Origin of the sequence: Ketobacter sp. GenoA1 (assembly GCF_003671475.1) — a bacterium.
GTDB lineage: Bacteria > Pseudomonadota > Gammaproteobacteria > Pseudomonadales > Ketobacteraceae > Ketobacter.
In genome coordinates this window covers 592789-618626 of record NZ_RCHM01000009.1, presented here as the reverse complement: position 1 = coordinate 618626, position 25838 = coordinate 592789, and the positions used below count along the sequence as shown (strand labels likewise).

General features: G+C 54.4%; 26 protein-coding genes. 13 read left to right on the top strand and 13 right to left on the bottom strand.

Annotation, left to right across the window (positions count from 1 at the left end; translation table 11 throughout):
* Positions 1-54 precede the first annotated feature (54 nt).
* A complete protein-coding gene (locus D9N13_RS04150) occupies positions 55-918 on the top strand; it encodes an acyl-CoA thioesterase (protein WP_290586245.1) in 864 nt (287 codons plus the stop codon).
* 23 nt (positions 919-941) lie between these two features.
* Here D9N13_RS04150 and D9N13_RS04145 read toward each other — a convergent pair whose 3' ends face one another.
* The 3 genes from D9N13_RS04145 to xthA all read right to left on the bottom strand — a co-directional run bounded on the left by D9N13_RS04145 (position 942) and on the right by xthA (position 4877).
* Positions 942-1427 (bottom strand): chemotaxis protein CheX, encoded by a 486-nt coding sequence (locus tag D9N13_RS04145; RefSeq protein WP_290586242.1) that lies wholly within the window; start codon positions 1425-1427, stop codon positions 942-944.
* A 141-nt stretch (positions 1428-1568) separates the two neighbouring features.
* Positions 1569-4061, bottom strand: coding sequence for a DNA polymerase II (locus D9N13_RS04140; protein ID WP_290586239.1), 2493 nt, complete (start codon positions 4059-4061; stop codon positions 1569-1571).
* A 6-nt stretch (positions 4062-4067) separates the two neighbouring features.
* Complete coding sequence (xthA, locus tag D9N13_RS04135) at positions 4068-4877, bottom strand: exodeoxyribonuclease III (RefSeq protein WP_290586236.1); 810 nt, start codon at positions 4875-4877, stop codon at positions 4068-4070.
* Positions 4878-5070: 193 nt separating this feature from the next.
* Here xthA and D9N13_RS04130 point away from each other — a divergent pair, with 193 nt between their 5' ends.
* Positions 5071-5721 carry a Crp/Fnr family transcriptional regulator gene (locus tag D9N13_RS04130; protein ID WP_290586233.1) on the top strand — a complete coding sequence of 217 codons (651 nt, stop codon included), beginning with the start codon at positions 5071-5073 and terminating at the stop codon, positions 5719-5721.
* A gap of 250 nt (positions 5722-5971) precedes the next feature.
* Entirely contained in the window at positions 5972-6691 is a 720-nt protein-coding gene (locus tag D9N13_RS04125) for a hypothetical protein (RefSeq protein ID WP_290586230.1), read from the top strand.
* Here D9N13_RS04125 and D9N13_RS04120 read toward each other — a convergent pair.
* Both D9N13_RS04120 and D9N13_RS04115 read right to left on the bottom strand, forming a co-directional pair.
* Positions 6608-7258 carry a hypothetical protein gene (locus tag D9N13_RS04120; protein ID WP_290586227.1) on the bottom strand — a complete coding sequence of 217 codons (651 nt, stop codon included), beginning with the start codon at positions 7256-7258 and terminating at the stop codon, positions 6608-6610. The two genes, D9N13_RS04125 and D9N13_RS04120, sit on opposite strands and share 84 nt — an antisense overlap.
* 1 nt (position 7259) lies before the next feature.
* On the bottom strand, positions 7260-8135 hold the full coding sequence (locus tag D9N13_RS04115; RefSeq protein ID WP_290586224.1) for a metallophosphoesterase: 876 nt from the start codon (positions 8133-8135) through the stop codon (positions 7260-7262).
* Positions 8136-8336: 201 nt separating this feature from the next.
* Here D9N13_RS04115 and D9N13_RS04110 point away from each other — a divergent pair, with 201 nt between their 5' ends.
* Positions 8337-11285, top strand: a complete 2949-nt coding sequence (locus D9N13_RS04110; RefSeq protein WP_290586221.1) for an insulinase family protein — start codon at positions 8337-8339, stop codon at positions 11283-11285.
* 83 nt (positions 11286-11368) lie between these two features.
* On the opposite strand, the gene D9N13_RS04105 is transcribed toward D9N13_RS04110, so the two are convergent.
* The 4 genes from D9N13_RS04105 to D9N13_RS04090 all read right to left on the bottom strand — a co-directional run bounded on the left by D9N13_RS04105 (position 11369) and on the right by D9N13_RS04090 (position 15526).
* On the bottom strand, positions 11369-11902 hold the full coding sequence (locus tag D9N13_RS04105; protein WP_290586218.1) for a hypothetical protein: 534 nt from the start codon (positions 11900-11902) through the stop codon (positions 11369-11371).
* 426 nt (positions 11903-12328) lie between these two features.
* Positions 12329-13213, bottom strand: coding sequence for an ATP-binding protein (locus tag D9N13_RS04100; RefSeq protein ID WP_411268130.1), 885 nt, complete (start codon positions 13211-13213; stop codon positions 12329-12331).
* A 13-nt stretch (positions 13214-13226) separates the two neighbouring features.
* Positions 13227-14894: a TIGR03545 family protein gene (locus D9N13_RS04095; RefSeq protein ID WP_290586214.1), complete on the bottom strand. Its 1668-nt coding sequence runs from the start codon at positions 14892-14894 to the stop codon at positions 13227-13229.
* Between the two features lie 116 nt (positions 14895-15010).
* Positions 15011-15526, bottom strand: coding sequence for a hypothetical protein (locus D9N13_RS04090; RefSeq protein ID WP_290586211.1), 516 nt, complete (start codon positions 15524-15526; stop codon positions 15011-15013).
* Positions 15527-15886: 360 nt separating this feature from the next.
* On the opposite strand from D9N13_RS04090, the gene D9N13_RS04085 reads away from it, so the two are divergent.
* Positions 15887-16612, top strand: coding sequence for a DUF1461 domain-containing protein (locus tag D9N13_RS04085; protein ID WP_290586208.1), 726 nt, complete (start codon positions 15887-15889; stop codon positions 16610-16612).
* A gap of 1 nt (position 16613) precedes the next feature.
* Here the strand turns inward: D9N13_RS04085 and D9N13_RS04080 are convergent, their stop codons facing one another.
* Positions 16614-17426, bottom strand: coding sequence for a ParA family protein (locus D9N13_RS04080; protein ID WP_290586205.1), 813 nt, complete (start codon positions 17424-17426; stop codon positions 16614-16616).
* A gap of 57 nt (positions 17427-17483) precedes the next feature.
* Positions 17484-17885 carry a YkvA family protein gene (locus D9N13_RS04075; RefSeq protein ID WP_290586203.1) on the bottom strand — a complete coding sequence of 134 codons (402 nt, stop codon included), beginning with the start codon at positions 17883-17885 and terminating at the stop codon, positions 17484-17486.
* A gap of 244 nt (positions 17886-18129) precedes the next feature.
* Here D9N13_RS04075 and D9N13_RS04070 point away from each other — a divergent pair, with 244 nt between their 5' ends.
* Positions 18130-18498, top strand: coding sequence for a phasin family protein (locus D9N13_RS04070; protein ID WP_290586200.1), 369 nt, complete (start codon positions 18130-18132; stop codon positions 18496-18498).
* 4 nt (positions 18499-18502) lie between these two features.
* Positions 18503-18844: a hypothetical protein gene (locus D9N13_RS04065; RefSeq protein WP_290586197.1), complete on the top strand. Its 342-nt coding sequence runs from the start codon at positions 18503-18505 to the stop codon at positions 18842-18844.
* On the opposite strand, the gene D9N13_RS04060 is transcribed toward D9N13_RS04065, so the two are convergent.
* Positions 18841-19614, bottom strand: coding sequence for a DUF1418 family protein (locus D9N13_RS04060; protein WP_290586194.1), 774 nt, complete (start codon positions 19612-19614; stop codon positions 18841-18843). The two genes, D9N13_RS04065 and D9N13_RS04060, sit on opposite strands and share 4 nt — an antisense overlap.
* Positions 19615-19897: 283 nt before the next feature.
* Between D9N13_RS04060 and D9N13_RS04055 the strand changes: the two genes are divergently transcribed.
* The 4 genes from D9N13_RS04055 to D9N13_RS04040 all read left to right on the top strand — a co-directional run bounded on the left by D9N13_RS04055 (position 19898) and on the right by D9N13_RS04040 (position 23515).
* Positions 19898-21133 (top strand): DUF445 domain-containing protein, encoded by a 1236-nt coding sequence (locus tag D9N13_RS04055; RefSeq protein ID WP_290586191.1) that lies wholly within the window; start codon positions 19898-19900, stop codon positions 21131-21133.
* Positions 21134-21417: 284 nt separating this feature from the next.
* Positions 21418-22638 (top strand): hypothetical protein, encoded by a 1221-nt coding sequence (locus tag D9N13_RS04050; RefSeq protein ID WP_290586189.1) that lies wholly within the window; start codon positions 21418-21420, stop codon positions 22636-22638.
* Between the two features lie 51 nt (positions 22639-22689).
* Positions 22690-23256: an elongation factor P-like protein YeiP gene (yeiP, locus tag D9N13_RS04045; protein WP_290586185.1), complete on the top strand. Its 567-nt coding sequence runs from the start codon at positions 22690-22692 to the stop codon at positions 23254-23256.
* Positions 23249-23515 (top strand): CDGSH iron-sulfur domain-containing protein, encoded by a 267-nt coding sequence (locus D9N13_RS04040; RefSeq protein ID WP_290586182.1) that lies wholly within the window; start codon positions 23249-23251, stop codon positions 23513-23515. Before yeiP ends, D9N13_RS04040 begins: the two co-directional genes overlap by 8 nt.
* Here the strand turns inward: D9N13_RS04040 and D9N13_RS04035 are convergent.
* Positions 23512-24669 (bottom strand): serine hydrolase domain-containing protein, encoded by a 1158-nt coding sequence (locus tag D9N13_RS04035; RefSeq protein ID WP_290586181.1) that lies wholly within the window; start codon positions 24667-24669, stop codon positions 23512-23514. The two genes, D9N13_RS04040 and D9N13_RS04035, sit on opposite strands and share 4 nt — an antisense overlap.
* A 73-nt stretch (positions 24670-24742) precedes the next feature.
* Here D9N13_RS04035 and D9N13_RS04030 point away from each other — a divergent pair, with 73 nt between their 5' ends.
* Positions 24743-25114: a DUF4112 domain-containing protein gene (locus tag D9N13_RS04030; protein ID WP_290586178.1), complete on the top strand. Its 372-nt coding sequence runs from the start codon at positions 24743-24745 to the stop codon at positions 25112-25114.
* A gap of 108 nt (positions 25115-25222) precedes the next feature.
* The gene (locus D9N13_RS04025) at positions 25223-25729 is read left to right on the top strand and encodes a hypothetical protein (RefSeq protein ID WP_290586175.1); all 507 of its coding nucleotides are present in this window, start codon (positions 25223-25225) and stop codon (positions 25727-25729) included.
* The last annotated feature ends 109 nt before the right edge of the window (positions 25730-25838 follow it).

Sequence of the window (25838 nt, the reverse complement as noted above, 5' to 3'; positions counted from 1 at the left end):
TCGCCTTCTTTTGTTTCACCAGCCCACTTTAGCCCACTATCCGGAGTGAAGTAGATGACAAACCTGGTAGATGAACTGGTCAACCTGTTGGACCTGGAAACCATTGAGCTGAACCTGTTCCGCGGGGAAAGCTGTGATGTGGGCGGACGCAGTGTGTTTGGCGGCCAGGTCATCAGTCAGTCGCTGGTTGCCGCGTACCGGACCCTGGAGGAACAGCGCCAATGTCATTCCCTGCATGCCTATTTCTTACGCCCAGGGGACATCAACACCCCCATTATCTATGAGGTGGACCGCATCCGGGATGGTGGCAGCTTTACCACCCGCCGTGTGGTCGCCATTCAACATGGTGAAGCGATTTTCCATATGTCTGCTTCGTTTCACATTGTAGAGCGGGGGTTCGAGCATCAGGAAGTCTCCATCCCCGATGTTCCCCCCCCTGATGACCTGGAAACCGACCATTCATTGCGCCTGAAAACCGCGGCCCGCGTTAGCGAGCGGGTGCGCCCCGTGCTGCTGCAGGAACGTCCCATCGAGATTCGCCCGGTGGATCCGGTGGACTTTCTGACGCCGGAGTCAAAGGCACCACGCAAGCAGGCCTGGTTTCGCGCATCCAGCCCATTGAATGACGATCAGAACCTGCATCAGGCGCTGTTGGCCTACGCTTCCGACTTTGGCCTATTGGGGACCGGCATGAGGCCCCATGGCCTGTCCTTTCTGGACCCGAATCTGCTGGCCGCCAGCCTGGATCACACTCTGTGGTTTCACCATCCGCTGCGCATGGATGAATGGATGCTCTATGACATGGAAAGCCCCTGCGCCATGAATGCCCGCAGCTTCAATCGCGGCCAGATTTATCAAAACGGAAAACTGGTGGCCTCAGTGTGCCAGGAAGGGCTCATGCGTCAGTTGAAACCTTGATGCATACACTGTAGTGGCGAGCACTACTGGTGCAGACTGGCCTCGAAGCAAACCTCAACGAAAAACGCTCCACACTCCAGCGAAAAGGGCACCACGATTCGCGGGCCGTTGGCCTTGTGCGTGATCTTGTGGTCAACCCCGGTCACCACCATGGGCGTCGACATACCGATTGAATACCCCTTCTGACTCAGAAGATTTTTAGCGCCGCCGGTTACCATATTGGTAAGTTCCCCAACCATATCGATGACCGTATCATCGATTTCTGTGACCGGCTCACCCAGCATACGTGCCGTGATTTCAAGAATCACTGCGCGCTCAAACGTGACCGCCAGAGAGGCTTTGTAGTTATCCCCAATCAAACCAATAATCCCGGTGATTTCTCCACAGGCAATATCTTTCTCTTTCAACATCACCTTACCGGGGCTCGGTTCCAGCATCGCCATGGTAGTCAGTACATTGGCCATGGATTCCAGAAAGGGGTTTACAATTTCGACATTGATTATCTTCATTGGGCACTCCTGTGAAGTTACAGTATAGGCAGCCCCTCCCTGATTACCTAAAGTGCATCCGCCCCCCTGCTATCAGGCGCACAAAAACAACGGTTTAAAGCAGCAAAACCGCAACAATAATAAGGTCATTGAACGTGTAAATTAGAACAGGGTCAATTGTGAGCGCAGGATGGATTCCAGTGAGCGACCTGCGCACTGCAGAATGCCATCCACCGCCGGCGCCAATTGCCGGCTGAGATAGTGTTCATAATCCAGCGCCGACGGTTGCTGCTCTATGGGTTCCGGCCCCTGTAGCGTAATCACGTAGCTCACCCACCCACCTCGAGCATACCGCGGGGACTTGCCCTGTCGGGTCAACCAGGCATCGGCCTTCTTTGCCGCCTGCACGTGCGGGGGAATATTTTTTTGATAGTCGGCAAGGCGCCGCCGAATACGTTTGCGGTACACCAGCGCGTCGTCCAGTTTGCCATCGTACATCTCCGCCACCACCTGCTGCAGATACAAATCAGGAGATTCATCGTGGAACATCATCCAGAACACATCATGCTGCACCCGTCTGGCCAATGGCGTCCAGTCCGTACGCACGTTTTCCAGCCCCTTGAACACCAGTTTTTCATGCCGCTCGCCTGATGGCGCGGCAATCGTGGCGACCATGCCACAGTAGCGCTTCTTGCTGCCGGTCTCCGAGCCGCGCATCGTGGGCATAAAAAAACGCTGATAGTGGGTTTCAAACTCCAGTTCCAGATTGGACTCGATGCCAAACACCGCTTTTAGATAATGCTCCCACCATTGGTTCAGAAACCGGGCCAGTTCACCGCCGATGCGCTCGGCTTCGGCATCCTCGCCGGCACTTTCCAACCATACGAATACGGAATCCGTATCCCCATAGATAACCTTGTGACCCTGGCCCTCAATCAGCAATCGGGTCTGGCGCATGATGTCGTGACCACGCAGGGTAATGGAGCTGGATAACCGGGCATCGAAAAAACGGCACAGCGGGGTTCCCAGTACCCCATAGAACGAGTTCATAATTATTTTGATCGCCTGGGATAAGGGGGCATTTTCAACCCGTTTTGCCTGATCGCGGGCATCCCACAATGTTTTGATGATCTCCGGCAACAGGTGGTGCTGTTTACTGAACACGGCACCATTAAAGCCGGGGATCCAGGCACTGTCCGGGGTATCCCGTGCATGGGCGGGGCGCTGGAATACTTCCGGAATCACTTCCTCCAGATCCGATTCATAACGCCCTTTCAACAGAGACAACGGATCAATACAGAAGGTGCGGATGATACTGGGATACAGGCTTTTGAAATCCAGTACCAGAACATGGCGATATAAACCCGGTACCGACTCCATCACATAACCGCCCGGCGCAGCAAACTCGTTCTCCATATCACCGATATTGGGCGCCACAAACCCAGCACGATGCAGCCGGGGCAGATACAGATTTTCAAAGGCCGCCACGGAACCGCCCACTTTATCCATGGGTAAGCCGGTGAGGCGGGACCGTTCCACAGCAAAGCTCAACAAATCTGCTTTGGCAAAAATATCCGATACCAGGCAACAGTCCTCCAGATTGTACCGTGCCAGCGCCACTTTATCGTTCAGGAACAGTTCGGTGATTTCCTTGCCCCGGTTCTCCACATCATGAATCAACTTGCCTCGCTCCAGTAATTGGCGCGATACAAATTCCAGAGAAAAAGATTCAAAATTCCAGGTGGCGGCCTTCAGCGTATCAATGCCATCCAGAACCACTCGCCCCGGAACCAGCACGAAATAATGTTGGGTCTCATCCCGGGCCTGACGCCATTCCACCCGCTCGAGCCCGCGCCCCAGACTGAACGCGATTCGCAGCTCATCACAACGCTTCTGTAAAAAGCGCAGATCAAAGTTCACCACATTCCAACCCAGAATCACATCCGCATCATCCTCCTGCATCCACTGGAGAAATGCGTCTATTAATTCCCGTTCATCTGCAAACCAGCGGATATCCAGCTCGCCGGCAGGTTGTGGTTGACCCAGCATAAAAATACGCTTGACCTGTGGTTTGTGACCGCCAACACAATGCACCGCAATGGAGTACAACTGGGTTCCGTCCAGCGCCGTTTCAATATCCAGCGACGCACAGCGCAACTGCAACGCGTTGCGCTCGCCTTTGCGGATCGCAGGATTGATCAAACACCCGGATGGATTTGACTGGCTCAATTGCACTTCGACATCGCCCGTGATAAAGCGCTCACTGAGGTAACGATCCACGGTACGCACATCCGCTTCCCACAAGGGAATACCCTTCTGTTGCAGCAGGTCACGGCACTGCGACAGTAACCGCTGACTCTTGCAATAAAGGCCAAGCACCGGCTCGTTAAAAAAAGATTTTAATGTCAGCGGCCGCAAACGCCAACCGCTGCTGGCTGACAATAGTGTTTCCACTGCAACCCGGTCGTCTGTGCGCACAAAACTTACGGTTTCCTGATCCGTTATTTCAATCCGCACGGGGCCCTGGGCAGAGTGCACCCAGTAAATCAAGCGTAACCCTGATCTGTGCTCACGCCACTGTCGTGTCAGCAGAAATCCGGATAATCTGTCTGCGGAAAGCGGCTGCGATCCTTGTTCTGCCGGCGGCAGTGTCACAGCGGGTTAGCCGAACTCGGCCCATACCGGACAATGGTCGCTGGGCTTTTCCAGGCTACGGATTTCGTAATCAATTCCGGTGGCCTGTAACTGGTTTAGCAGCGGTTTGGTGGCAAGAATCAAATCGATACGCAGGCCGCGCTTGGGCTCACGCTCAAAACCTTTGCTGCGATAGTCAAACCACGAAAACAGATCATCCACCTCCGGCTTCTGCGCGCGGAACGTATCGCCAAGCCCCCAATCCATAATCCGCTGCAACCATTCCCGTTCTTCCGGCAAAAAACAACATTTGCCGGTGCGCAGCCAGCGTTTGGCATTATCCGGGCCGATACCGATGTCCTGGTCCACCGGCGCGACGTTCATGTCGCCCATCACTACCAGCTTCTGGTCCGGCGTGAATTCGGTTTGCAACCGCTCCAGCAGGCGGGCATAAAAACGCTGTTTGTTGGGAAACTTTTCCGGGTGATCACGGCTTTCCCCCTGGGGAAAATAACCGTTGATGACGGTGATTTCCTCACCATCAATGCGGTACTGGGCCAGTATCAGTCGCTTTTGCTCACTGTGATCATCACCGATAAATCCCTTTTTCACCCAAACGGGTTTCTCCCGGGACAGCAAGGCCACGCCATAGTGACCTTTTTGGCCGAACCATTCCGCATGCAACCCCAGCGCCGCCATGTCCGCTTGGGGAAACAGCCCGTCTTCCACTTTGGTTTCCTGGATACCGATCACGTCAGGATTATGTTTTGTCACCAGCGCTTCGATTTGGTGCAGTCGGGCACGGATGCCATTGGTGTTGAACGAAACAAACTTCATTTTTTCCTCACAGGGGATTTTCAATAAGGGCAATAGTTTACCAGCAACCTGAAGCGCTTTCTTTATCCCCCCCATAACCTTTCTTTAACCAATGGAAGGCACTACAATGTCCAACGTCACATGAGCGGCAACATGCTCAACCAGTCACTGACCAAGAAAAATTGATTAAAAAATCACCGACAGGGTGCTCTGAATGACTGACCTTAGCCACATCTCGATTTTTGAAGGCCTTCCTGAAGCGGAATTGTCCGCGCTGCAAGAACTCTGCATCACTCGCACATACCCCAAGAACACTGTGATCATTAACGAAGGTGATCAAGCCAATGCCATGTTCATCTGTACCAGTGGCAAAGTAAAAGTGTACGTTAGCGACGAAAACGGCAAGGAATTTGTGCTGAACTCAATGGGGCCTGGAGAATACTTCGGTGAACTCTCCTTGCTGGACGACGAAACCCGTTCCGCCTCGGTGATCACCACGGATAAATCCACTTTCTCCATTCTCTACAAAGACGACTTCAGTAAGGTCGTGCTGAATCACCCCGATATTGCCCTGGTGTTACTGCGCAACCTGGCCTCCCGTATTCGAAAATTGACCGAGAACGTGAAAACCCTGGCATTGCAGGATGTGTATGGCCGCATTCGCAAAACTCTGCTGGATCTGTCCACTGAAAAAGATGGCGATACGGTTATTGAAGAGAAACTCACCCAGCAGGATATCGCCAACCGCATCGGCTCATCCCGCGAGATGGTGGCACGAATTCTGAAAGACCTGGCCACCGGTGGTTACATTGAGATTGAACGCAAGCAGTTCCGTATCCTGAAAAAACTACCTGAAAGCTATTAAGCCGGCTGCTTTTACCCCGCTCCTTCCGCCTCCCTTCCATTCAGGCTGCCTAAAAAAAGCCTGAATGGGACTTAAAACACCCCTGATCGGTTTTCCTGCTTAGGACAGATTGTAAATTTATGTTATTGTATCGGGGTTGTTTTGGGGAACAACAATACCTTAGGCGTTCACACCTGTGTACCGACCCTGTTGCAGGTGTTCTGAAATAACAATGAGTTGAAATGTACAGGGAAGACCGGGGATTTTGACAATGTATTTGGCGACCAACGGATTTCGCTTAACTGGTGCGACGGGGTTAGCTGTCATTCTGCTGGGTATCGTGATCAGCTTTTTCTATCCATCCCTTCCGGGCCAACTGCCCGAGGGCTTTTCGTTGTCCATCATCGCACTGGAATTCTCCTCGACCTTAGCCAACGCCAGCTCGTTGTTTGAGGGTAACCTGGCGCTGGTGCACCGCTACCAGACCGGCCACAGCATCGACATGCTCTACCTGATCACCTACGGCGCCTTTCTGGGGTGCGCCAACCTCAGCGGATGGTACACGCAACGACGGGCACTGAGCCTGATCGGCATCATCAGTGCCGGCATCGCGGCCAGCGCTGATTTTGCTGAAAACCTGCAATTGATGCAATTGACCCAGGCATTGTTAGGCAACGGCAGCGCCCCGGATTTCTGGTTGCTGCGGTTGTTCGTCAGCACCAAATTCCTGATGATCTCCGTCTCCTTATTGTGCCTGGTCCCCCTGTTGTGGAACCGCGGCTGGCTGGGAAGGATTTTCTGCACCAGCACTCTGCTGCTGGCGCCGTGTACCCTGCTCACACTGTTGGGCAACTTTGAATTCAGCAGCCCCATGACCGGCCTCATCATGCTGGCCTGGATCTGCCTGCTACTGTGGGCGCTCAAGGTACGCAACGGGCTCCCGAACACCTCTGATGGTGAGCCTGAAGCTTTGGGTACCCAAACTTCTTAAGTACGGTTGCCCGGACCCCGTTTCAACCCAGATGCCACCCCCAAACGGTATGCCCAACGCCGGAAAGCCGGTCAGTGAAGGCCAGTGCTGTTGCTCCTCGTGTACCGCAATATCATAAGGCAACCAATTCAGAAACGTCTGCCGGCCACGGTCAGGCTGCTCCGGATCCAGCCCGTTCGCCAAATGAATGGCACCGGCAGAAACCCCAATTATCAGGCTGCCCGTCAGGCGATGACAGCAGTGCAACCAATGGCGCACCCGTGGTTCACTGAGAAACGCCCAGCCCCGCGCCACACTGCCCCCCGCCAGCATTACCAGTGGGCTTGGCGATGGTGGCAGGTCCGATACCTCGGCCACAAGCCGGGTGTTGTTGTGGTGCCCGGTCAGGGCATCCAAACCGGCACAGGCCAACTGGTAGAACGCCCTATCGTTGCCGTTGGCGGCACCAATGTAAGCCGCATCGACCCCGGTAGTAAACCGCTGCCGAACCGTCTGCAGAAGCTCAGGAGCACTGCCGGTCCGAAACAGCAGCTGGCTGTCCGCCAACAACAACATGGCACTGGACATGTCAAATCGTGAACCCGGTGTCATCCCGCCACACACACAGGGGCTCAATAGCATCGGCGGGAACGTGCCCCCGCTGGCGCTCTTTGGGATACCCCATGCAATGGGACAGATAGGTAACCCCTTCGATGTGGCGCTGACGGTTACGATGCTGGTGCCCGTATACATGCAGGCGACTGCCCAGACGGCGCAACTGTTCTTCAATTCGGTAGGAACCCGCCACCCGGCTGAAATTAAACTCCGGCAAGGGATCAAACTTTCGGGCCAGGGCCATGGCATCGGCCAGCGGCTTGTGAAAAATCAGGTCCTGACGCGGCAGAAAATGACTGAAGCTGATCACCGGGTGCTGAAATTCCCGCTGCAGAAAGCCCTCGTTCTGGTCGGCAAACAGCCGCGCCAGTGGTTGCGCCAGATCCGCCGGCCAGCGGGCATGTATGAAATCACCCCACATTTCATCGGTTCGGTCCTCGGCATAATCCTTCTCCACATAAAGCGAGTGCTCCGGCTGATCCTTATCGTCGTACCAGGACAACAGCGGTACCAGCCACACTTTCTGATATTGCCCCATCAGCAGCGGTTCCATTTTGACCCCGGTTTCCCTGCACAACGCCTTGATCGCATGGAATTTCTTCAGGGAATCGTCGTGGCCCGAGCGCCGCACCCACAGCTCATGGTTGCCCGGCACAAACAATACGTGAAGAAACTGTTCGGTTAGCTCACGGAACAGCGCTTCCAGCCGATCCAGCCGGTCGGTGGCATCGCCCGCCACGATCAGGGCATCGGAATGGTGCCTTCTGGCGGCAAACTCCAGCAAACGGTCGAAGTTTTCCTGATAATCTATGTGGATATCGGAAATAACCCATACACGGGAAGGAATCATGGTACAGCAAGCCTGGTTGTGGTTTAGGAATAGGCCCTGGGTAAACTGCATGCACGTTTGCAAATAGGGCCCAGGGTGAAATACTATCATTTCTAATGAGGAATACCGAGATGGCGTGCGCCCCGCTCCGCGCCCGACACCCACTCGAGCCAACCGGCCGTCGCGAGTCATACCTTCGCGAGACACCCCATCGAGAGACACATGAGCAGTTATCAAGATATTTCACGACAGCAGCAATGCCACAGCAGTTTCCAATGGCTGCGCAGCGAAACCATCGAATCCCTGAACGTAGTGGTATCCGAATACCGCCACAAAGCCACCGGCGCAATGCACTACCATATCGCTGCGGATAACGATGAGAACGTCTTTATGGTGGCCTTGCGCACCGTACCCACGGATTCCACCGGAGTCGCCCACATTCTGGAGCACACCGCACTCTGTGGCAGCGAAAAATACCCGGTGCGTGATCCGTTTTTCATGATGATCCGTCGCTCCCTCAATACTTTTATGAACGCCTTCACCGCCAGTGACTGGACCGCCTACCCCTTCGCCAGCAAAAACCGCAAGGATTTCGACAACCTGCTGTCGGTGTATCTGGATGCCGTATTCTTCTCCAAACTGGATCCGCTGGACTTCGCCCAGGAGGGTCATCGCCTGGACTTTACTGAGAGCGGCAATCCGGAGTCCCAGCTGATGTACAAAGGGGTGGTGTACAACGAAATGAAAGGCGCCATGAGTTCCCCCACCAGCGAACTCTATGACCAGCTGGGGCGGTACCTGTTTCCCACCAGCACATACCACTACAACAGTGGTGGCGACCCCGAGTCGATTCCGGATTTAACCTATGAGCAACTGAAAGCCTTCTACCAGACCCACTACCACCCCAGTAATGCGGTGTTCATGACCTTCGGGGATATTCCTGCCCATGAACAGCAGCAGGCATTTGAAGAACGGGCGCTGCAACGGTTCGAGGCACTGGATCGCACCATCTCTGTGGCGGATGAAAAACGCTATGGTGCACCATTGAACGTTGAAACCGCCTACCCGGCGGATCTGGAGCCAGGTGAATCCGAAGACAACAAGACCCACATTGTGCTGGCCTGGCTGCTGGGCCACAGTACCGACCTTGAAAATCAACTCAAGGCGGACCTGATGACCGATGTACTGCTGGATAACAGCGCAGCCCCCCTGCGTAAATTACTGGAAACCTGCGGCCTCGGATCATCCCCCTCCCCGCTGTGCGGACTGGAGGATTCCAATAAGGAAATGGCCTTTATGTGCGGGCTGGAAGGCAGTTCACCACGGCACGCCGCTGAACTGGAACAGAGGATTCTGGAAGTGCTGCAGGAAGTGGCCGAAAACGGCGTCAGCCAGGCCAGGCTGGAGGCGGCTTTGCATCAGTTGGAGCTGAGTCAGCGTGAAATCGGTGGCGACCACTACCCCTATGGTCTGCAGCTGATGATGGGAGCCATCTCCACCGCCATGCATCGGGGTGACCCCATTGCTCTGCTGAACCTGGACCCGGTGCTTGATAAAATGCGCAAGGAAATCAAGCAACCCCGCTTTATCCAAAACCTGGTGCAGGAATGGTTGCTGGACAACCCGCACCGGGTGCGTCTGGTGATGAAGCCGAACGCCGGCCTGGAACAGGTGCGCGAAGCGTACACTCAGGCAAAACTGGCCCAGCTCAAACAAACCATGAGCGAGGCGGAGAAACGGCAGATTATTGAGCAGGCCCAAGCGCTGGACGCCCGCCAGCAACAGGAGGAAGACGAAGCCCTGTTGCCCAAGGTGGGCCTGGAAGACGTGCCGGCTGCCATTCCCATGCCCACCGGTGAAGCACTCGATCTGCCCAGCGGTAAACACACCCGGTACGCTCAGGGCACCAATGGTCTGGTCTACCAGCAGGTCATCTACGATCTGCCGCAACTGAGCCCAGAGCAGTTACAACTATTGCCACTGTACACTCGCTTCGTGGGTGAACTGGGTGCCGGGGATCAGGATTATCTGCAGATTCAGGAGCGCTTGACTGAAGTCACCGGCGGTATTTACGGGTACTCAGTGCTGCGCGGAGCCATCGATAATGAACAAAGTGTAAAAGGCATTCTTGCCTTCGCCGGCAAAGCCCTCAAACGCAACAGCGATGCACTGGCAGAATTGATGTACCGGATTATCGAGCAACCCCGTTACGATGAGCTGGACCACCTGCGGGAACTGGTGGCACAGCAGCGGGCTCAGCTGGATCAAAGTATCACTGGACAGGGCCACGCCTTGGCCATGATGGCGGCCAGCAGCGGCATGAATCCCGCCGCCCGCCTGTCCCATCAGGTAAGTGGTCTGGCGGGCATCCGAGCCATCAAGGATCTGGATCACCACCTGAACGATCACCGCAACCTGTGTAAGCTCGGCGACGATCTGACAGCGCTCTCCGCCTGCATGCGCAGCGGTAACCGCCAGTTCCTGGTGGTGGCGGAACAGGATATCACCGCGGCCGCCAGCACCCACCTGGATAGCTGCTGGGGTAAGTTGCCGGCGAATCACAACGGAAACATTAACCTCGACGCCATACGCCAACCGGTGCGCCAGGCCTGGCTCACCAGCACGCAGGTGAACTTTTGCGCCAAAGCCTACCCGACGGTGCCCTCAGACCATCCGGACTCACCTGTCCTGTCTGTTTTGGGTGGTTTCCTGCGTAACGGCTATCTGCATCGGGCCATTCGCGAACAGGGAGGCGCCTATGGCGGCGGTGCGTCACAGGAATCCAATATCGCCGCGTTCCGCTTTTACTCCTATCGCGATCCCCGCCTGGCAGAAACCCTTGCGGATTTCGATCGGTCCGTAGAGTGGTTGCTGGGTAAAGACCATGGCTACCAGGTTTTGGAAGAGGCCATCCTGGGGGTAATCGGCGCACTGGACAAACCCAGCTCCCCGGCGGGGGAAGCCAAGCAGGCATTCCAGAACCGTTTGTTCGGCCGTGACGATGCCTTTCAGGCCCGCTTCCGCGAACGGGTGCTGGCCACAACCACAGACGATCTGAAGCGGGTTGCCCAAACCTATCTTATCCCGGAGCAGGCCAGTATGGCCGTCATCACCCACAAGCCGGCATGGGAAACGGCATCCCTGGGGGAGTTTGAATTGTTTCATGTGTAAGTAAGCAGAATGAAAAAAGGGCTCATATTTGAGCCCTTTTTGGTCTTGGCAAGTGCATCCACCCGACAAGCGAAGCGACCCTGTCAGCGCGCCCGGTGAGTAATTACCTGATCATCGTCCGGCAGCTGGGCGGCAGGTTCCTTCACGTGAATAAATGTCTTCTGGATCACAAGGGCATCGGTCCCGGCCCGGTGCGGGACCATCCCGGTCAGCCGCAGCACTTCATCCCGTTGCTCACTCCAGTGCTCCCACTCTGATTCACTCAACAAACCGTAAATGGAATCCAGCTTAAACCCTTGCAATACATGGGCTTCATGAAACAACAATGCCAGCCAGGTTCGATCCACACCCCAGCCATCACTGTAGACAGTTTTACCCGCCAACAGCTCGTTCAGTTCGTCCGCCACCTGGCGCGGCGTAATCCCCTCCCGCAACAACTCCTCACGGGGAATTCCGTGCACCTGCTCGGCGCTTGGCTGCCAGTGAACCCAATCATCCAGCGGCTTTACCAACCATACGTGCAGAGCACCATCCGGCATGGCCACCCCCACTTCGATGGGGTAACTGCCCGAACCAAAGCCGGATGCCTCTATGTCTAATATTATCGGTGTATCCACAGTATCTTTGCCTTCAATCCGCTGCCCGCTCCGGGGGCAGCATCAGCACGCTGCCCATTCTCGCCTGGGCAGGTTACATCAATGAGATCAGTAAAAACCCCCGGAACCGGGACGACATAACCAATCAGATAGCGGTCAAGTGCTCATTAAATAAGCGTACGAGTATATCGTTTTTTTGCCAAAGTGTTTGTCGCCTTTTCCACAAAATCTGTGGATAACTTTGGGGATTGATTTGGGTTAAATCGCTGTAAGGCCCGCGCCCGCTCAGACATTAGCATTTTGTCTGTTTTTTGACCAACTTGTAAGTGGTTAAATTTCAGCTAGTTAGACAGACCACCACTTTCATCCACAGAATATGTCAATTTTACGACAGAGGCGCAGACTATTTATAAATTCTGTTGATGACTTTGCGCGGGGTTTACGGTTTTACAGCGTAAGTAACTGCTGACCCACCCACTGTCGGGCGAATTGATAGGCAGTTCGACCACTGCGTGTACCCCGGTTATCCGCCCAACGTACGCACAACACCTGTAACTCATCGGTCCAGGGAATATCAATGCCGTGGGGCTCTGCCAGGCGCTGCAGCCAATGGCGGGCGATATCCAGATACATGGGCTGATTAATTGGGTAAAACGACACCCACAAGCCAAAACGATCGGAAAGGGACACCTTTTCCTCCACCACCTCGTTATGATGAATTTCAGTCTCATGATTGCGTGCTGTGCTGTTGTCGGACATGTACTCCGGAATCAAATGACGGCGGTTGGAAGTGGCATAAATCAGCACATTGTTCGGCGAACGGTACATCCCGCCATCCAACGCACTCTTCAACGCTTTATAACCTTCATCCTGGGCTTCAAAAGAAAGATCATCGCAGAACAGCAGAAACCGGTAAGGCTCGCCCTCAATGGCGGAGACGATGCTCATCAGATCCGCCAGGTCAGACTTATCCACCTGAATCACCCGCAGGCCATCTGCACTGTATTCATTCAACAAAGCCTGCACCAGGGAGGATTTGCCGGTGCCACGGGAGCCGGTCAACAACACATTATTGGCCGGCAATGAACGCACGAACTGCTCAGTGTTTTTCACCACCAGCGCTTTCTGACGATCCACCCCCAACACATCATCCAGGGTGATTCCACCGCCGGTGATCACCACTTTCTGCAGGTGTCCACCGTAGCTTTGCCTTACCCAGAGGGCGGCTTGGGTGGTGGACCAATCCACCGGTTTGCTGCGTTTGGGCAGCAGCGGCTCCACACGGTCCAGAATCTCATCCAGTTTTCCCACCAATTTGGGGAGCAGCAGCAACGGTTTCACGGTATCACCTGATGTCTTTGAGCATGGATTCAAATTCTTTCACCCGGGAACCGGCCTGTCCGGGCACACTACCCAGCCCCGCCACCTTGCTTTGCAGTGGCTGCAACTGCGACTCCAGCGTTTGCCCCAATTGGGTTTGCAACTTTTGCCGCAACGCTTGAGAGCGCTGCCTGATCTCTGCCGACAGTGCCTGTTTCATAATGCCGTTCAAGTTGGTGGACAGCGACAGCGATGGATCGTGCAATGGGCCCTGCGCCGCGCCCTTCAATGTCAGCTTGTTCAGTGACGATACACTCTTGGCAAGGGTTTGCTGCCAATCCGCATTGTTGTCCCCGGCCAGCATCAGGTCCAGGTTGGAGAACACCCCTTGCAGGTCCAGATCCAGGGTGCTTAAGGCTTCAATACTGGCGGCGACATTCAAATTGAGAAGCGCTTTATTGACCAGCAATCCCAGGTTTTCACTCTGGGAGAGCGCCAGGTTCTGCAGTTGACTGTCCGCTACCGACAACGTCAGTGTGTCCTGCTCGGCACCCGCCCTTTGATGGGCCAGCAGGCCGTCGATGTTGATCTTGCCCAGTGTGTCGCCCAGTGCCTGGATCTTGATGGTCACGGGTTCCGGCCACAAGCCGGGGGCATCGGACAGGTTACGGATTTCACCGTCGATGGTGCCCTCACGGCCCCCCTGTACAAACGGCCCGGATAGGCGCATCAGCTTCACCAAAAAGTCCGGTGCGGTTTTTATTGCGTCGGACTCAGCGCCGGCAGCCTCATCATCGGCCGCCCCCTCCCCGGTATCGCCACCGGTCAGCAGCTGATAATAGCCTTCTCCCATGCGCAGCCACTGCTGCACCTTACCGCTGATGATTTTGTCTCCCAGATTGGCGATCATGGAGTCTGAAAGCCCCAGTTCGCGGATGATCTGGTCCACCGATTTATCCGACAGGGACGCCAGTTGCCGGTAATCCTCCTGCAGTTGCCGGTATTCATCCTGCATCTGCTGCTCGCCCGACTTCAGCTCTTTGATATCCTGCTTCAGATCCTTGCTGATGCTTTTGGCTGCGGACAGTTTATCCAACACACTGCCTGCTTGCGCCTTATCCCAACGTGCCTTGTAGGCCTTGAGCGCCTCGTCATCGGGCAAGTCATTCAAACTCTGCTGCCAACGTTGCTCGCGCTGTTTCAATTCCTCGTTAAAGGCATCAATGCGCTGCTGATAAATTGCTTTCTCCTTCTCCACCAGCGCCGAGGTATCCGGCAACCCAATATCAGGCAATGCAAATTGTGCTTCGTCATCGGGGGCTGCCGGCCGGCCGGGCAGCGCCCCGGATACGGCACGGGGCTGGTCCAGGGCAATGCCCTCCACCAGCACCTGCTCCAGATAAACCTTTCCTTCAAGCAGTTCCATCGCGTCCACTTCCGTGGACAAGTGGATGATCTCAACCGCGTTGGTCATGGGCTGCCGGGGGTTGGTAACGGCAAGATCCGTTATTGTGATTGCGGTGGGAAACCAGGAAAAATCCACCCCCCCTACATCGATCTGCGCCCCGGCCGCCTGTGAACCCGGGTTTTCGATTGCCCATTTTATGAGGGGTGCCGGTAACCACCACAGGGCCACCACCGTTACCAACAACAGGATGAATATAAAAGTGAGAAAACGTTTCATGAATTTCATGGAATCCCTGCCTTACCATTTAGCGTTGCGCTATGGTAACAGGCAGGGGTTTGGTTGACGATGGTGTTGTCGCCGGAGTGGGCGATGAAAGTTGATAATGGGCCGGTAAAAACCGCCTAGAATAACAGCGCCAGCTGCTCTGCCTTGAGTCCGCAAAGCGGCACAATCACGTTCATCACCGATTCCATTCCCCGCACATAATCAATGCGGGCGATGGTGCCTTTTTCAACATGGATAACCGACACATAATCCTCCTGCACGGGCAGTGCTGCGGTAGCCTCACCCTCATAATCCAGCCAGACGGGGAAGCCATAACCACGCATCTTCGGCAGTGCAATCAAGCGTGTGATCAAACGGGGCATACCGCTGACATTGGCCACAAACACCAACCGGCCCTGCTCATAGCAATCCGGCGCGACACGCCCCATGGCATCCCGCACATCACGGCTGGCCTGCATGTCGTCAGTAAACAGCAGAACCTGCATGTTGTCCTCGTGGGGAAACGGATTGGAATACTGGTCCTGAAGCATTTCAAACGCCACCTCGTTGCCGATCCGCATCGGTGCCGGGCCCGGCTGGCTGGCACAGGCACCAAGAATCAGGAAGACAAACAACACTATGGATAATCGCATGGAATTTTCTCTGTAGCAGTGGGTTGGTTATGGGTTGGTTATAGGGGGATAGTAAGGAGTTAGCGGACAACAGCGCAACCTGATCTGCCACAAACCTTGATCTGGCTCAGCGGGTTGTTCAGCCCCGTGTGCCGTGCACCATTGTGGGGGCGCTTGCAACACCCGGTTATTGACCGCCCGGGAACCGGACAAACATCATCCAAAGCAGGCAAAGCCTATGGATTCCATGGATCTATTACTGCCCGCCCCTTGTTTAACTCATTGATCTCATGCAGTATCTTCAGCCCCACAATAATAAATCACGCTCCGTTTCCTATGCCCATAAACAGACATATTTTCACAGCTAAACTAGAGGGCACTGTGGCTGGCCTGTTGCTGACCATCACCAGCCTGATCATCGCTTTCTGGATGAGCTGGCATGCATTGGCGCAAATCAACTTCGGCTATTCCCTGGGGTATCAAGTACTGGATATCGGAGCACACATCCAGCGCTATGGCCCGGATAATCGCTACCGCAACGGATTCGAATACACCACCCGTGATCAACATGAGGCTCTGTTTACCCAGATCGTAAACGGCATCCAACAGGGCGGCGAGGGGCTCCCTGAGATTCGCTACCAGTATCAGCGCAACCAATTTCAACCGGCAAGAAGCGACACTTTGCTCAGGCCTCCGGAAGTGGTGCACCTACAGGACGTGGCCAATCTGATTACGTTGTTCAACCAGGCAGCGGTGGTCTGCCTGTTACTGCTGCTGTGCTCGATCGCGTACTACCGCTGGAAGAATCTGAGCCCACCCACAGCCAGGCAGCTTGGCCTGGGCACTGTCATGATCATCGTACTGCTGGGTGTGATTCTTCTGATTGCAGGGCCGACACAGGTTTTCTACTGGCTGCATACCCAGGTATTTCCAGATGATCATCAATGGTTTTTTTACTATCAGGAATCATTGATGACCACGCTGATGAAAGCGCCGGATCTGTTTGGATTTATCGCCGCCTTGTGGGGGCTGTTGGCATTGGGCCTGTTCGCCCTAACCCAATGGCTGCTGCAGATTGCATTGACCAAACAGCAACGCCTGGATTAGCTCAAGCTGTTTCTTTGTCAGATTTGTCATTCACTGCCACCGCAAAGCCGGGGTGCAGCAATTCGAACAAAGCCACAAACTCATCGGTCAGCTTGTGCTTGGGTGCCATATGAATCAGTGGCAATCCACTGTCATGGGACTCCCGCATTTTTACGGACGATGAAATATAGGTGTCCAGAATGGGCAGGCCCTCTTCTTTCAACTCATCCACGATACGGGTCGGCAGGCTGGCACGAGGCTGGAACTGATTTACAACAATGCCTTCCACTTCCAGATCATCATTGTGATCCAGACGGGTTTCCTCAACATTCTCAATCAGGTTATACAAAGCCTGGCGGGAGAACTCATCACAATCAAACGGAATCAGGCAGCTATCGGCGGCAATCAGCGCAGACAGGGTATAGAAATTAAACGCCGGTGGGGTATCAATATATATGGCGTCGTAGCCATGCAACTTGGCCAAGGCATCCCGCAGCTTGAAAATTTTGTGTTTGGATTCCAGCTGCGACATGATTTCACCCAGCTCCGGATTGGCGGCAATCACATGTAAATTTTCGAACTGGGATGGGGTGACGAAGTCTTCAAGATTCTTTTTATGCCGATGACGGAAGGACAGCGCCTGAGCGAAGAAAACACCAATGTCCGTTTCCCCGGTTTGAAAATCCCGACCCAATAAATATTGGGTTGAGTTACATTGCGGATCCAGGTCGATCAGCAGGGTTTTCAACCCCCGGTGGGCACTGATTGCAGCCAGATTGGACGCAATACTGGATTTTCCCACACCACCTTTCTGATTAAACACAACTCGGCGCATCTTCCCTTCCCCGTCGTTTTGAAATGAAGCTGCGCCCATTTTATAGAACGCTAGGCGTTATGTCTTGCGTTGAGTCTGACTCTGGGGAAAATTTTCCGGTGCTGGCTTCGCCTCTTCGCCAAACCAGGCCTGCAGTTTCACCAGCACCTTCGCGCGAATTTCCGGACTGACATAGCCGCTGAGCCCGGCCAAAGCAGAGGTCAACACTGCCAGGTCATCCACGAAACCCAGCACCGGAGTAATGTCCGGTATTGCATCCGGAGTCACCACCAGATAACCCAATGCAGCAAAAATACTCGCCTTGGCCCAGGCCGGGATATCAGGGTCGCGCGCCAGATAATACAACTGTAACGCGCGGGACACCAAATCCAGTCCGGCTTTTGAACACACCCGCTGCAACATGGGCAACACCAAGGCGGCCTTGTAGGCTTTGCTGTACTTATCCGTCTCCAGAGCCATAGCTGATTGTTCCTGCACCATTTACCCTTACCTCACAAAATCATATCGGTTGACCTAAACCGGTTTTGCAAATAGTTTATTAACCGAATAAAAGCCTTCGCACAGGGCTACTATAACAACAATAATGCCTAATCACCTTAATGGTTAATTTCGCGCCATTATGATTCCGGTGTTACCATTATCAATGCCCTGATGAAAGCATATACGCCTGAACACACTGTGCAGCCGGAGCAAAGGATTTTCCATGAGCAAAGCCGACGACATCAAACGTAACTCCAATAAAATCTGGCTGGCCGGTCTGGGCGCCTACTCCATGATGGAAGAACAGGGCAGTGATGGGTTTGAAGAGCTGGTGAGCAAAGGGCAAACCTTTGAACGCCTCAATCATACCAAGGAAATCGAAGTGGCCACGGATTCACGCCTGGATGAACTGAAGGTCCGTGCCAACCAGACCATGGACCGCATTGAACGTGCCTTTGATATGCGGGTTTCCTCCACCCTGGGCAGGCTGGGCATCAGCCGGCGATCCGACCTGGACTTACTGAACGACAAAATCGATCGATTGAGCGCCGCGCTGGATAAAATTGCCCAAGAGCTGAAAGACAACGACTGAACCTATGGCCCATACACTCCTCACCATCATTGCCACCGCCCTGTTAAGCAGCCTGCTGACCCTGGGCATTGCCCATTATATTTTTCAAAAGCGCGTTAAGAGTCGCTACGAACAGGGCGTTCAGGATGCCATCGACAAGTTTAAAGAGGAAGTGGGGCCGGAAATCGAAGCCCGTGTCAAACGCGGTGTAATGGAGGGCTTCAAATCCCTGCCCTCGCGGGAAATTCTGCGGGATACCACCCGAACCATCGCCAAAACCGGGCTCGACATCATGGGTGACAGCTTCAAAATGGCCAAACGCCCACCCCGCAGCCGCCGCCCGGGCACCCCATTGGATGACGATTAACGGCCGCTGATCATACGCGGAATCAATATCACCATGGATAGAATCACCAGCACCAGCGTATCCATGGAAATGGACTCCAACTGGGGCACCTGCAGATAACCGTTATGGGCCAGAAAGGCCACCACCAGCAGGCAAAAGCCGATCACCGTACTGATGCGATTGGCCCGTCGGTCAGCGGCCAATTGCCGTTTGATGGACTCGATCTCCCGAATCTGCTGCTGCTGCAGCTCCCCCTGGGCCCTTACCGCCATCAGGGTTTCATTGGCCAGCTGGGGCAAATGCTCCAATCTGACGATCCAGGCCGGATCGTTGTTTTTCAGGGCCTCGATTAACCCTGCCAGGCCTTCAAACTCCGGCAACCAGCCCTGCAGCACTTTCTTTGACAGGCTCCAGATACTGAATTCCAGCGCCACCTGCATCATATCGCTGAGAAACTCCAGATCACCGCTGACTCTCACCCCATCGGCCTGCAACAGGTCTTCCGCGGAACTGCCCAATACATATTGGCTCAGCAATGCCGTAGGCAGTGTGATGCGCGCATCCACCACTTCATCGTATTCCAGAAACAACTGTACGCCGTCTTCGCAGACGGCCACAAACACCATCCAGTCCGGAGCGGTGGTTTTGATACGCAGAATACTTCCCACATGATCCTTGAGCCGCTCCTGGGCCTCCGGCTCATAGGACAGCGCCAGATTAACGGCGGACTCCAATACCTCCATAACGAGGTAACGGACCATGGATTCTTCTTTTTCTGACGCTATAGCCAAGGCTTTTCCCAATCTTAAGTCTTATTATTTGCACAAGCTCCACCGACTGTACCACCATCCTCAAGCTGTGTGAATTAATCGTAAAAATCTCAAGATTTCTTCATTCAGCGCGGTATAATGAGCCGGTTTTTTTGGCCATTATGCCACTTATTTGACTGTTTTATGTGGGCCATTTGTTGCCAGATTGTTGTCGGTTTAACAAAAAATACAGTATGGGAATTCAGGCAGTTGCAGGGCCACTTCACCCCCTGCCTGTCAACATTCATTTAGGGAACATCACTCGATGCTTGAGTTTTTCAGCGAGTTTGTAAATCACCCCGAATTCTGGAAATACATCAGCATACCGTTTGTTGCTGCTGTCGTGGGATGGTCTACCAACTGGCTCGCTATTCAGCTGACTTTCTATCCGGTCAATTTTTTCGGTATTCCGCCCTGGCTGGGCTGGCAGGGTATTATCCCCAAACGCGGCAAGAAAATGGCCGGCATTGTGGTGGAAAACACGCTCGACAAAATCAGCACCATGCAAGAGATTTTTGACGAGTTTGAACCGGATAAAATCGCCCACCACGTCATCAAGGTTGCCGACTCCCGCATTGAAGAGCTGACCGATGACATCATGACCGAACGCAATGCGGTGCTCTGGGAAAACCTGCCCAATGTATTGAAAAATCGCGCCTATGCCCGGGCCCGCCGCCAGCTGCCGGAAATGATGGACAACCTGATGGAGGACATGCACGCCAACATCGAGGATCTGATCGACCCGAAAGAGCTGATTATCAAGAAGCTTTCGGAAGACAAGAACATGCTCAACCGGGTGTTCTGGGAATGCGGCGAGACCGAATTCAAGTTTGTCATCAACTCCGGGGCCGTGTTCGGCTTCCTGTTCGGGGTGGCACAAATGTTCGTCTGGTGGTTCAGCAAAGAGTGGTGGATTCTCCCTGCCTTTGGCCTGCTGGTGGGCCTGGCCACCAACTGGCTGGCACTGAACCTGATCTTCCGCCCCCTCAATCCCACCAAAATCACACCATTGGGACCCACAGTACAGGGCCTGTTCCTGAGCCGCCAGAATGCGGTTTCGGAAGTGTTCTGCCGCATCGTCACCGCAGAAATCCTCACCATCGGCCACATCATGAATGAGATTTTCCGCGGCCCCAAGGCGGATCGGGCCAAGGCCATGCTGAAAAAGCACATGCGGCCGGTGATTGACGGCGGCATGGTCAAAACCGTCGCGCAACTTACCGTGGGGCCGGAAGGATTCGTGGACCTGAAACGAACAATCGAAGAAAAAACCATCGAAATGTCCCTGGCTTCCTTTGATGACCCCATGTTCACCAAGGAGCGGGGTAAAGTAGTGGAACAAATGTTCCGCACCCGTATGCAGGCCATGTCCTCGGAAGAATTCCAGGATCTGCTGCGCCCCGCCTTTCAGGAAGATGAGTGGATTCTGATCACCATGGGGGGTGTACTGGGTCTGATGGCCGGGTTTGCCCAACTGTTCTTTATGTTCTCCGCCACGTGAAGCCATTGTTCTTTTTGACACAAAAAAACTACAATGCTGCCAACGCATGGATAGAGAAATTTGTCCTACAATGCGTTGGCATTTTAAGTATTATAAGAACCCGGTTTGACCGGGCTATCAGTGCCTGCTGAGCCAAATACAACGATAACGACAGGCATCCGATGCGCCACGCCAGTTTAAGCTAAGGGTACCCCCTCAGGTTCCTACGCAGTTGGCTCTCCCAATAGATAAAGAGCGCACACATTAGGAGAAGAGTCCATGACGCCTGGAGGTTTCGCGCAAGCATGAGTGCGCTATCCCCGGAAAATTTGATCGGCTACGTCCCCGTTATTCTGCCACTCGTACTGGCTGTGGCGGGCTGGTGCGTACCCAATCTGGCACGCTTCCTGGCGCTTTGGCCCCGCTTTTTTGTGGGTGTGCGCCCCATGTTCGGCTGGCAAGGTTACTTCCATGCCAACAGTCCCCTGTACGTCGACCACTGGTCAAAAGAGCTGCTGGAGAAGGTGTCCGGGCTACCCCAGATCTTTGAATACCTGGGGCCAGAGAAGATCATTACCCACCAACTGGCGAACCTGCGCCCCCAGATTGACGGCATTATTGACGATGTCATGAACGAAGATAACGCGGTGATGTGGGAGAACCTGCCGGTTCTGGTGAAGAACCGTTTTTACCTGCGCGCCCATCGTCTGCTCCCCCGAATTATTGACGACATTATCGAAGAGCTGGGTGATGGCCTGAGCCGCATGCTGTCGTACCAGCGCCTGCTGGAATACGCGGAAAAGCAGAACCCGGGCACCCTGCGCCGCATCTACGATTTACTCAGTGCGCACACTTTTAACAGCATGGCGAGATTCTGCGCCATTATGGGCTTCGTCGCCGGCTGTATTCAGTTACTGATTGCCATACTCCTGCAGTCAAGCAGTATTGAGTACTGGGTGATCAGCAGCGCCTTTGTTGTCTTTTACTTCTTCTGGATTTGCCAACACTGGATTCAGTACCCGTACAAACCCATCAAACTGGGCCGCTGGCAAGTTCGCAGCCCCTATACCCGGTTCCGCACAGAGCAGGACCAGGCATTGGCGGAACTGTTGGCCCAGTCCGTACTGTCCATCCAGAATATCTTCAACACACTGCTCAACGGCAGTGGTTCCCGGCGCACCCACACCATCATTCGCAAGCGGGTGGCCGTTTTGGTGGAAGACATAAACGTCAGAACGTTCGTGCAGCTGACCATGGGGCCCATCGGTTATCTCGAGCTGAAGAACACCCTGACCGACAAGCTGACCGAGTCCATCATTGAGCCCCTGGAAGAAGAGCATTTCAATCGCGAACGCAGCACCCTGGTGCAGCACCACCTTAAACAGCGGTTGGCAGCGCTGCCGGACGCCGTGTTTTTCGCGCAACTGAAACGTATTCTGGAACCACTCTCCATCATCGGTGGGGTTGGCGGCTTCCTGTTAGGCGCCAGTGCCGGAGTACTGCAATGGCTGCTACTCTATTTCTAATGCCCGGGTACCCGGCCGCGGCTCTCATCAACAGACATAGGTAAAGCCACCATGCCAAAGGCGTGTGACATAAAAAAAGGAGCGGTTGTCTCCATCAATGATCAACCTTACATTGTTAAACAGATCGAAGTGCGCAACCCGTCAGCCCGGGGCGCCGCCACCCTCTACAAGATGCGCTTCGCCCATGCCCAAACCCACCAAAAGCACGAAGCCACCTTTACTGGTGACGATCTGCTAAAGCCGGTGGACTTCAGCCGCCGGGAGGTGCAATTTCTGTATCAGGAAGGCGACAGCTACATTTTCATGGACAAGGAAAATTACAGCCAGCATCCTCTGGACCGTGACACACTGGAAGATCAGATTCCCTACCTCAGCGATAACCTGGATGGCATTTACGGGCTCATCGTGGAAGAACACTGTGTGGGGATCGAGCTGCCGCAAACGGTGATCCTGGAAATAGTGGAAACCGCCCCCAATATGAAGAACGCATCCGCCACCAATCGCACCAAACCAGCAACCCTGAATACCGGGCTGGAGGTTCAGGTGCCGGAGTACATTGAGAGCGGCGAGCATATCAAGGTCAACACGGTCACCGGTAAATTCATGTCCCGTGCCTGACCAGCACCCCAAGTTACCGCGGGTGGCCTGCGCGCTGCCCCTGCCCACCAGAATCAGGCGGGGGCAACACTATTGGTGGTGCAGTTGCGGCCTGAGTCAACAACAGCCGTTCTGTGATGGCAGCCACCAGGGCACCGGTTTCCAACCGGTTAAAATCACAGCAGAAAAAAACGAAATCTACTTTTTCTGTGGTTGCAAACGCAGCACCCAGGGTCCGCTCTGCGATGGCAGAAGCCACCAATCCGCCACCGAAGACTAATCTGCCAGACACTGATAAAGCGCATCCACCAGAGCCCGTGGCCTTGGGTCAATCAGCACATAGGGGCCCATTTGGTTCATCGCATACCCGAAGCCCAGTTCACGGTCCGGATCGGCAAATGCCAACGCGCCCCCTGCGCCGGGATGGCCAAATGCGTTGGGCCCGGGGCCAAACTCTGCTTCGATGCTGCCAGGCTGCTGCAGCATAAAACCCGGTCCAAAACGAGTGGTGGTCAGCAGCACGGGATCCTCGCCTTTACTTTCTTCACGATAGCAATGGGCAATCGATGCATCCGTAAGCACACCTTCCCTGCCGGCCACCTTGCCAAACAGCGTCGCTAACGCAGCGGCGGTGGCGTGCAAATTGGCTGAAGGAATTTCCGCTCTGCGCCAGGCTTCCGTATTGGCACCATTCATGATGGTCAGGGGATTGGTCAATGCCGCCGCCGTCAGGCTGCCGGGGTGGGTCATCACATGGTTAAACAAACTCACACGCCCGGGTGCCGGCAACTGGCTGGCCGCCTGCAACTCTGCAATGCGGGAGAAGTCCTGCTCAGCCACACCAAAACACATATCCAAACCCAATGGCCCGGCAAGCTCTTCACGCAGGAACTCGCCCACCGATATGCCCACTGCGCGACGGAACACCTCCCCCACCAGCCAGCCATAACTGATCATGTGATACCCGTGCTGGGTGCCGGGTTCCCACCAGGGTTCCTCGCTGGCCAGGGTACTGGTCATGCGTTCCCAGTCATAAAGTGCCTCCCCCGGCAACGGGGTTTTCATGGCGGGCTGCCCGGCCTTATGGTTAAGCAGCCATTTTACCAGGGTCCGCTGCTTGCCCTGACAACCATACTCCGGCCAATAATCGGCAACCGGCCGCTCCAGATCCAGCCCCCCCAGTTCCACGGCTTTGTGTACACACAAGGCCGTAACCGCCTTACTCACTGAAAATACATTCACTAGCGTATCCTGCTGCCAGGCATTCCCTTCCTGATTCGCCCTGCCCGCCCACAGGTTGACAGTCAGCTCCCCTTTCACATAAACCGCACAGGATGAGCCGGCCTCGCCGGATGACTCGAACAATTCTGCAAACGCCTCTTTGACGGGTTCAAAACCCGCTGCGCACTGGCCGTGTATTTCAATAGTTGGCATAGTGTTTCCGATACTGATGAAAAAAGTGAATGTGTTAGGATTGATCGTCCATTAAAAACCAAGGTGTTATTACATGCAAAACCCACCGGGCGGCCTGTATTCCATCTCATCCCTGCAACGCATAGCGTATTTGCTGGATGACCAGTTTAAAGTGCCCTTTACCCAATATCGACTGGGCTGGGACTTCATATTGGGCCTGATACCGGTGGCCGGTGATCTGTTAACGGCCATGGTGTCCCTTTTCATACTCTTTGCGGCCCGAAAACATGGCATTCGCGGTAGCGTGATGTGGAAAATGCTGGGTAACATAGTGCTGGACTTTCTCATTGGCCTGATACCCATCATTGGTGATTTTCTGGATGCCGGCTTCAAGGCCAACGCCAAAAACATTAAATTGCTACTGGCAGCCATTGAAAACAAACAGGACCAGGACTTGCAGAACTAAGGTCTTTACCCATACTCAAATTACGGTAGTATCAAGAAGCACCTGTCTCACCAGACCAGCAGTAACCGGGCGGCTTGCCTCAATAACAAAAACAACGGCACTCAGGTTATGAAATCACCCAAATCCACACCCTGCCTAACCCCGCAGGATGATATAGACCCGGCCCTCAGCCGGAAACTGTCTTCCCTGAAAGACCGACTTGCATTCGATATCGAACGTCAATTTGAGTCTCTGCATGACGAACTGCTCCATGAACTGGAGGATTTCGTAAAGAAAAATGACAGAATACAGAATGCATCCCCAACAGGCGCCCTGAGCAGCCTTGTGCATACGGTCACCGACAGCAAAATTCATCAGATGAACCTGGAGCTGAGGCAATACATGACCGCAAAGATGGATGCCCTGTTGCAGGATATAAACGATGAACAACAGGCTTTTCAGCAGCGTATCCAGCTGGAGCTCGACCAGCGGCTGGCCACTTCTACTGTGTACAAACACCCTACGGGCAGGTGGTGGTACCGTGTGGCCGGCCGCCCCCGTGCGGAAGCCTGGATCAGCCTTCCGGCGTTGATTGCCGGTACGGCGCTCCTGATAGTGCTGATTTCCTGGCCATAGTGACGCAAAACGCTGTAAATCGGGTCTTTCCCAACCCCGGGAACGGCAAAAAATCACAAAAGCGCACATCGCTATGGCAAGCTTTGTCATAGTTTACAATAATTTATAT

What these genes read in the sequence shown, in the direction of transcription:
- D9N13_RS04050 (WP_290586189.1), top strand. Translation starts at nt 21,418, where the DNA reads ATGAGTGCGCTATCCCCGGAAAATTTGATCGGCTACGTCCCCGTTATT.
- D9N13_RS04075 (WP_290586203.1), bottom strand. Translation starts at nt 17,885, where the DNA reads ATGGCTCTGGAGACGGATAAGTACAGCAAAGCCTACAAGGCCGCCTTG.
- D9N13_RS04145 (WP_290586242.1), bottom strand. Translation starts at nt 1,427, where the DNA reads ATGAAGATAATCAATGTCGAAATTGTAAACCCCTTTCTGGAATCCATG.
- D9N13_RS04070 (WP_290586200.1), top strand. Translation starts at nt 18,130, where the DNA reads ATGAGCAAAGCCGACGACATCAAACGTAACTCCAATAAAATCTGGCTG.
- D9N13_RS04120 (WP_290586227.1), bottom strand. Translation starts at nt 7,258, where the DNA reads ATGTCCAGTGCCATGTTGTTGTTGGCGGACAGCCAGCTGCTGTTTCGG.
- D9N13_RS04150 (WP_290586245.1), top strand. Translation starts at nt 55, where the DNA reads ATGACAAACCTGGTAGATGAACTGGTCAACCTGTTGGACCTGGAAACC.
- D9N13_RS04030 (WP_290586178.1), top strand. Translation starts at nt 24,743, where the DNA reads ATGCAAAACCCACCGGGCGGCCTGTATTCCATCTCATCCCTGCAACGC.
- D9N13_RS04130 (WP_290586233.1), top strand. Translation starts at nt 5,071, where the DNA reads ATGACTGACCTTAGCCACATCTCGATTTTTGAAGGCCTTCCTGAAGCG.
- D9N13_RS04125 (WP_290586230.1), top strand. Translation starts at nt 5,972, where the DNA reads ATGTATTTGGCGACCAACGGATTTCGCTTAACTGGTGCGACGGGGTTA.
- xthA (WP_290586236.1), bottom strand. Translation starts at nt 4,877, where the DNA reads ATGAAGTTTGTTTCGTTCAACACCAATGGCATCCGTGCCCGACTGCAC.
- D9N13_RS04035 (WP_290586181.1), bottom strand. Translation starts at nt 24,669, where the DNA reads ATGCCAACTATTGAAATACACGGCCAGTGCGCAGCGGGTTTTGAACCC.
- D9N13_RS04090 (WP_290586211.1), bottom strand. Translation starts at nt 15,526, where the DNA reads ATGCGATTATCCATAGTGTTGTTTGTCTTCCTGATTCTTGGTGCCTGT.
- D9N13_RS04080 (WP_290586205.1), bottom strand. Translation starts at nt 17,426, where the DNA reads ATGCGCCGAGTTGTGTTTAATCAGAAAGGTGGTGTGGGAAAATCCAGT.
- yeiP (WP_290586185.1), top strand. Translation starts at nt 22,690, where the DNA reads ATGCCAAAGGCGTGTGACATAAAAAAAGGAGCGGTTGTCTCCATCAAT.
- D9N13_RS04110 (WP_290586221.1), top strand. Translation starts at nt 8,337, where the DNA reads ATGAGCAGTTATCAAGATATTTCACGACAGCAGCAATGCCACAGCAGT.
- D9N13_RS04095 (WP_290586214.1), bottom strand. Translation starts at nt 14,894, where the DNA reads ATGAAATTCATGAAACGTTTTCTCACTTTTATATTCATCCTGTTGTTG.
- D9N13_RS04025 (WP_290586175.1), top strand. Translation starts at nt 25,223, where the DNA reads ATGAAATCACCCAAATCCACACCCTGCCTAACCCCGCAGGATGATATA.
- D9N13_RS04055 (WP_290586191.1), top strand. Translation starts at nt 19,898, where the DNA reads ATGCTTGAGTTTTTCAGCGAGTTTGTAAATCACCCCGAATTCTGGAAA.
- D9N13_RS04065 (WP_290586197.1), top strand. Translation starts at nt 18,503, where the DNA reads ATGGCCCATACACTCCTCACCATCATTGCCACCGCCCTGTTAAGCAGC.
- D9N13_RS04115 (WP_290586224.1), bottom strand. Translation starts at nt 8,135, where the DNA reads ATGATTCCTTCCCGTGTATGGGTTATTTCCGATATCCACATAGATTAT.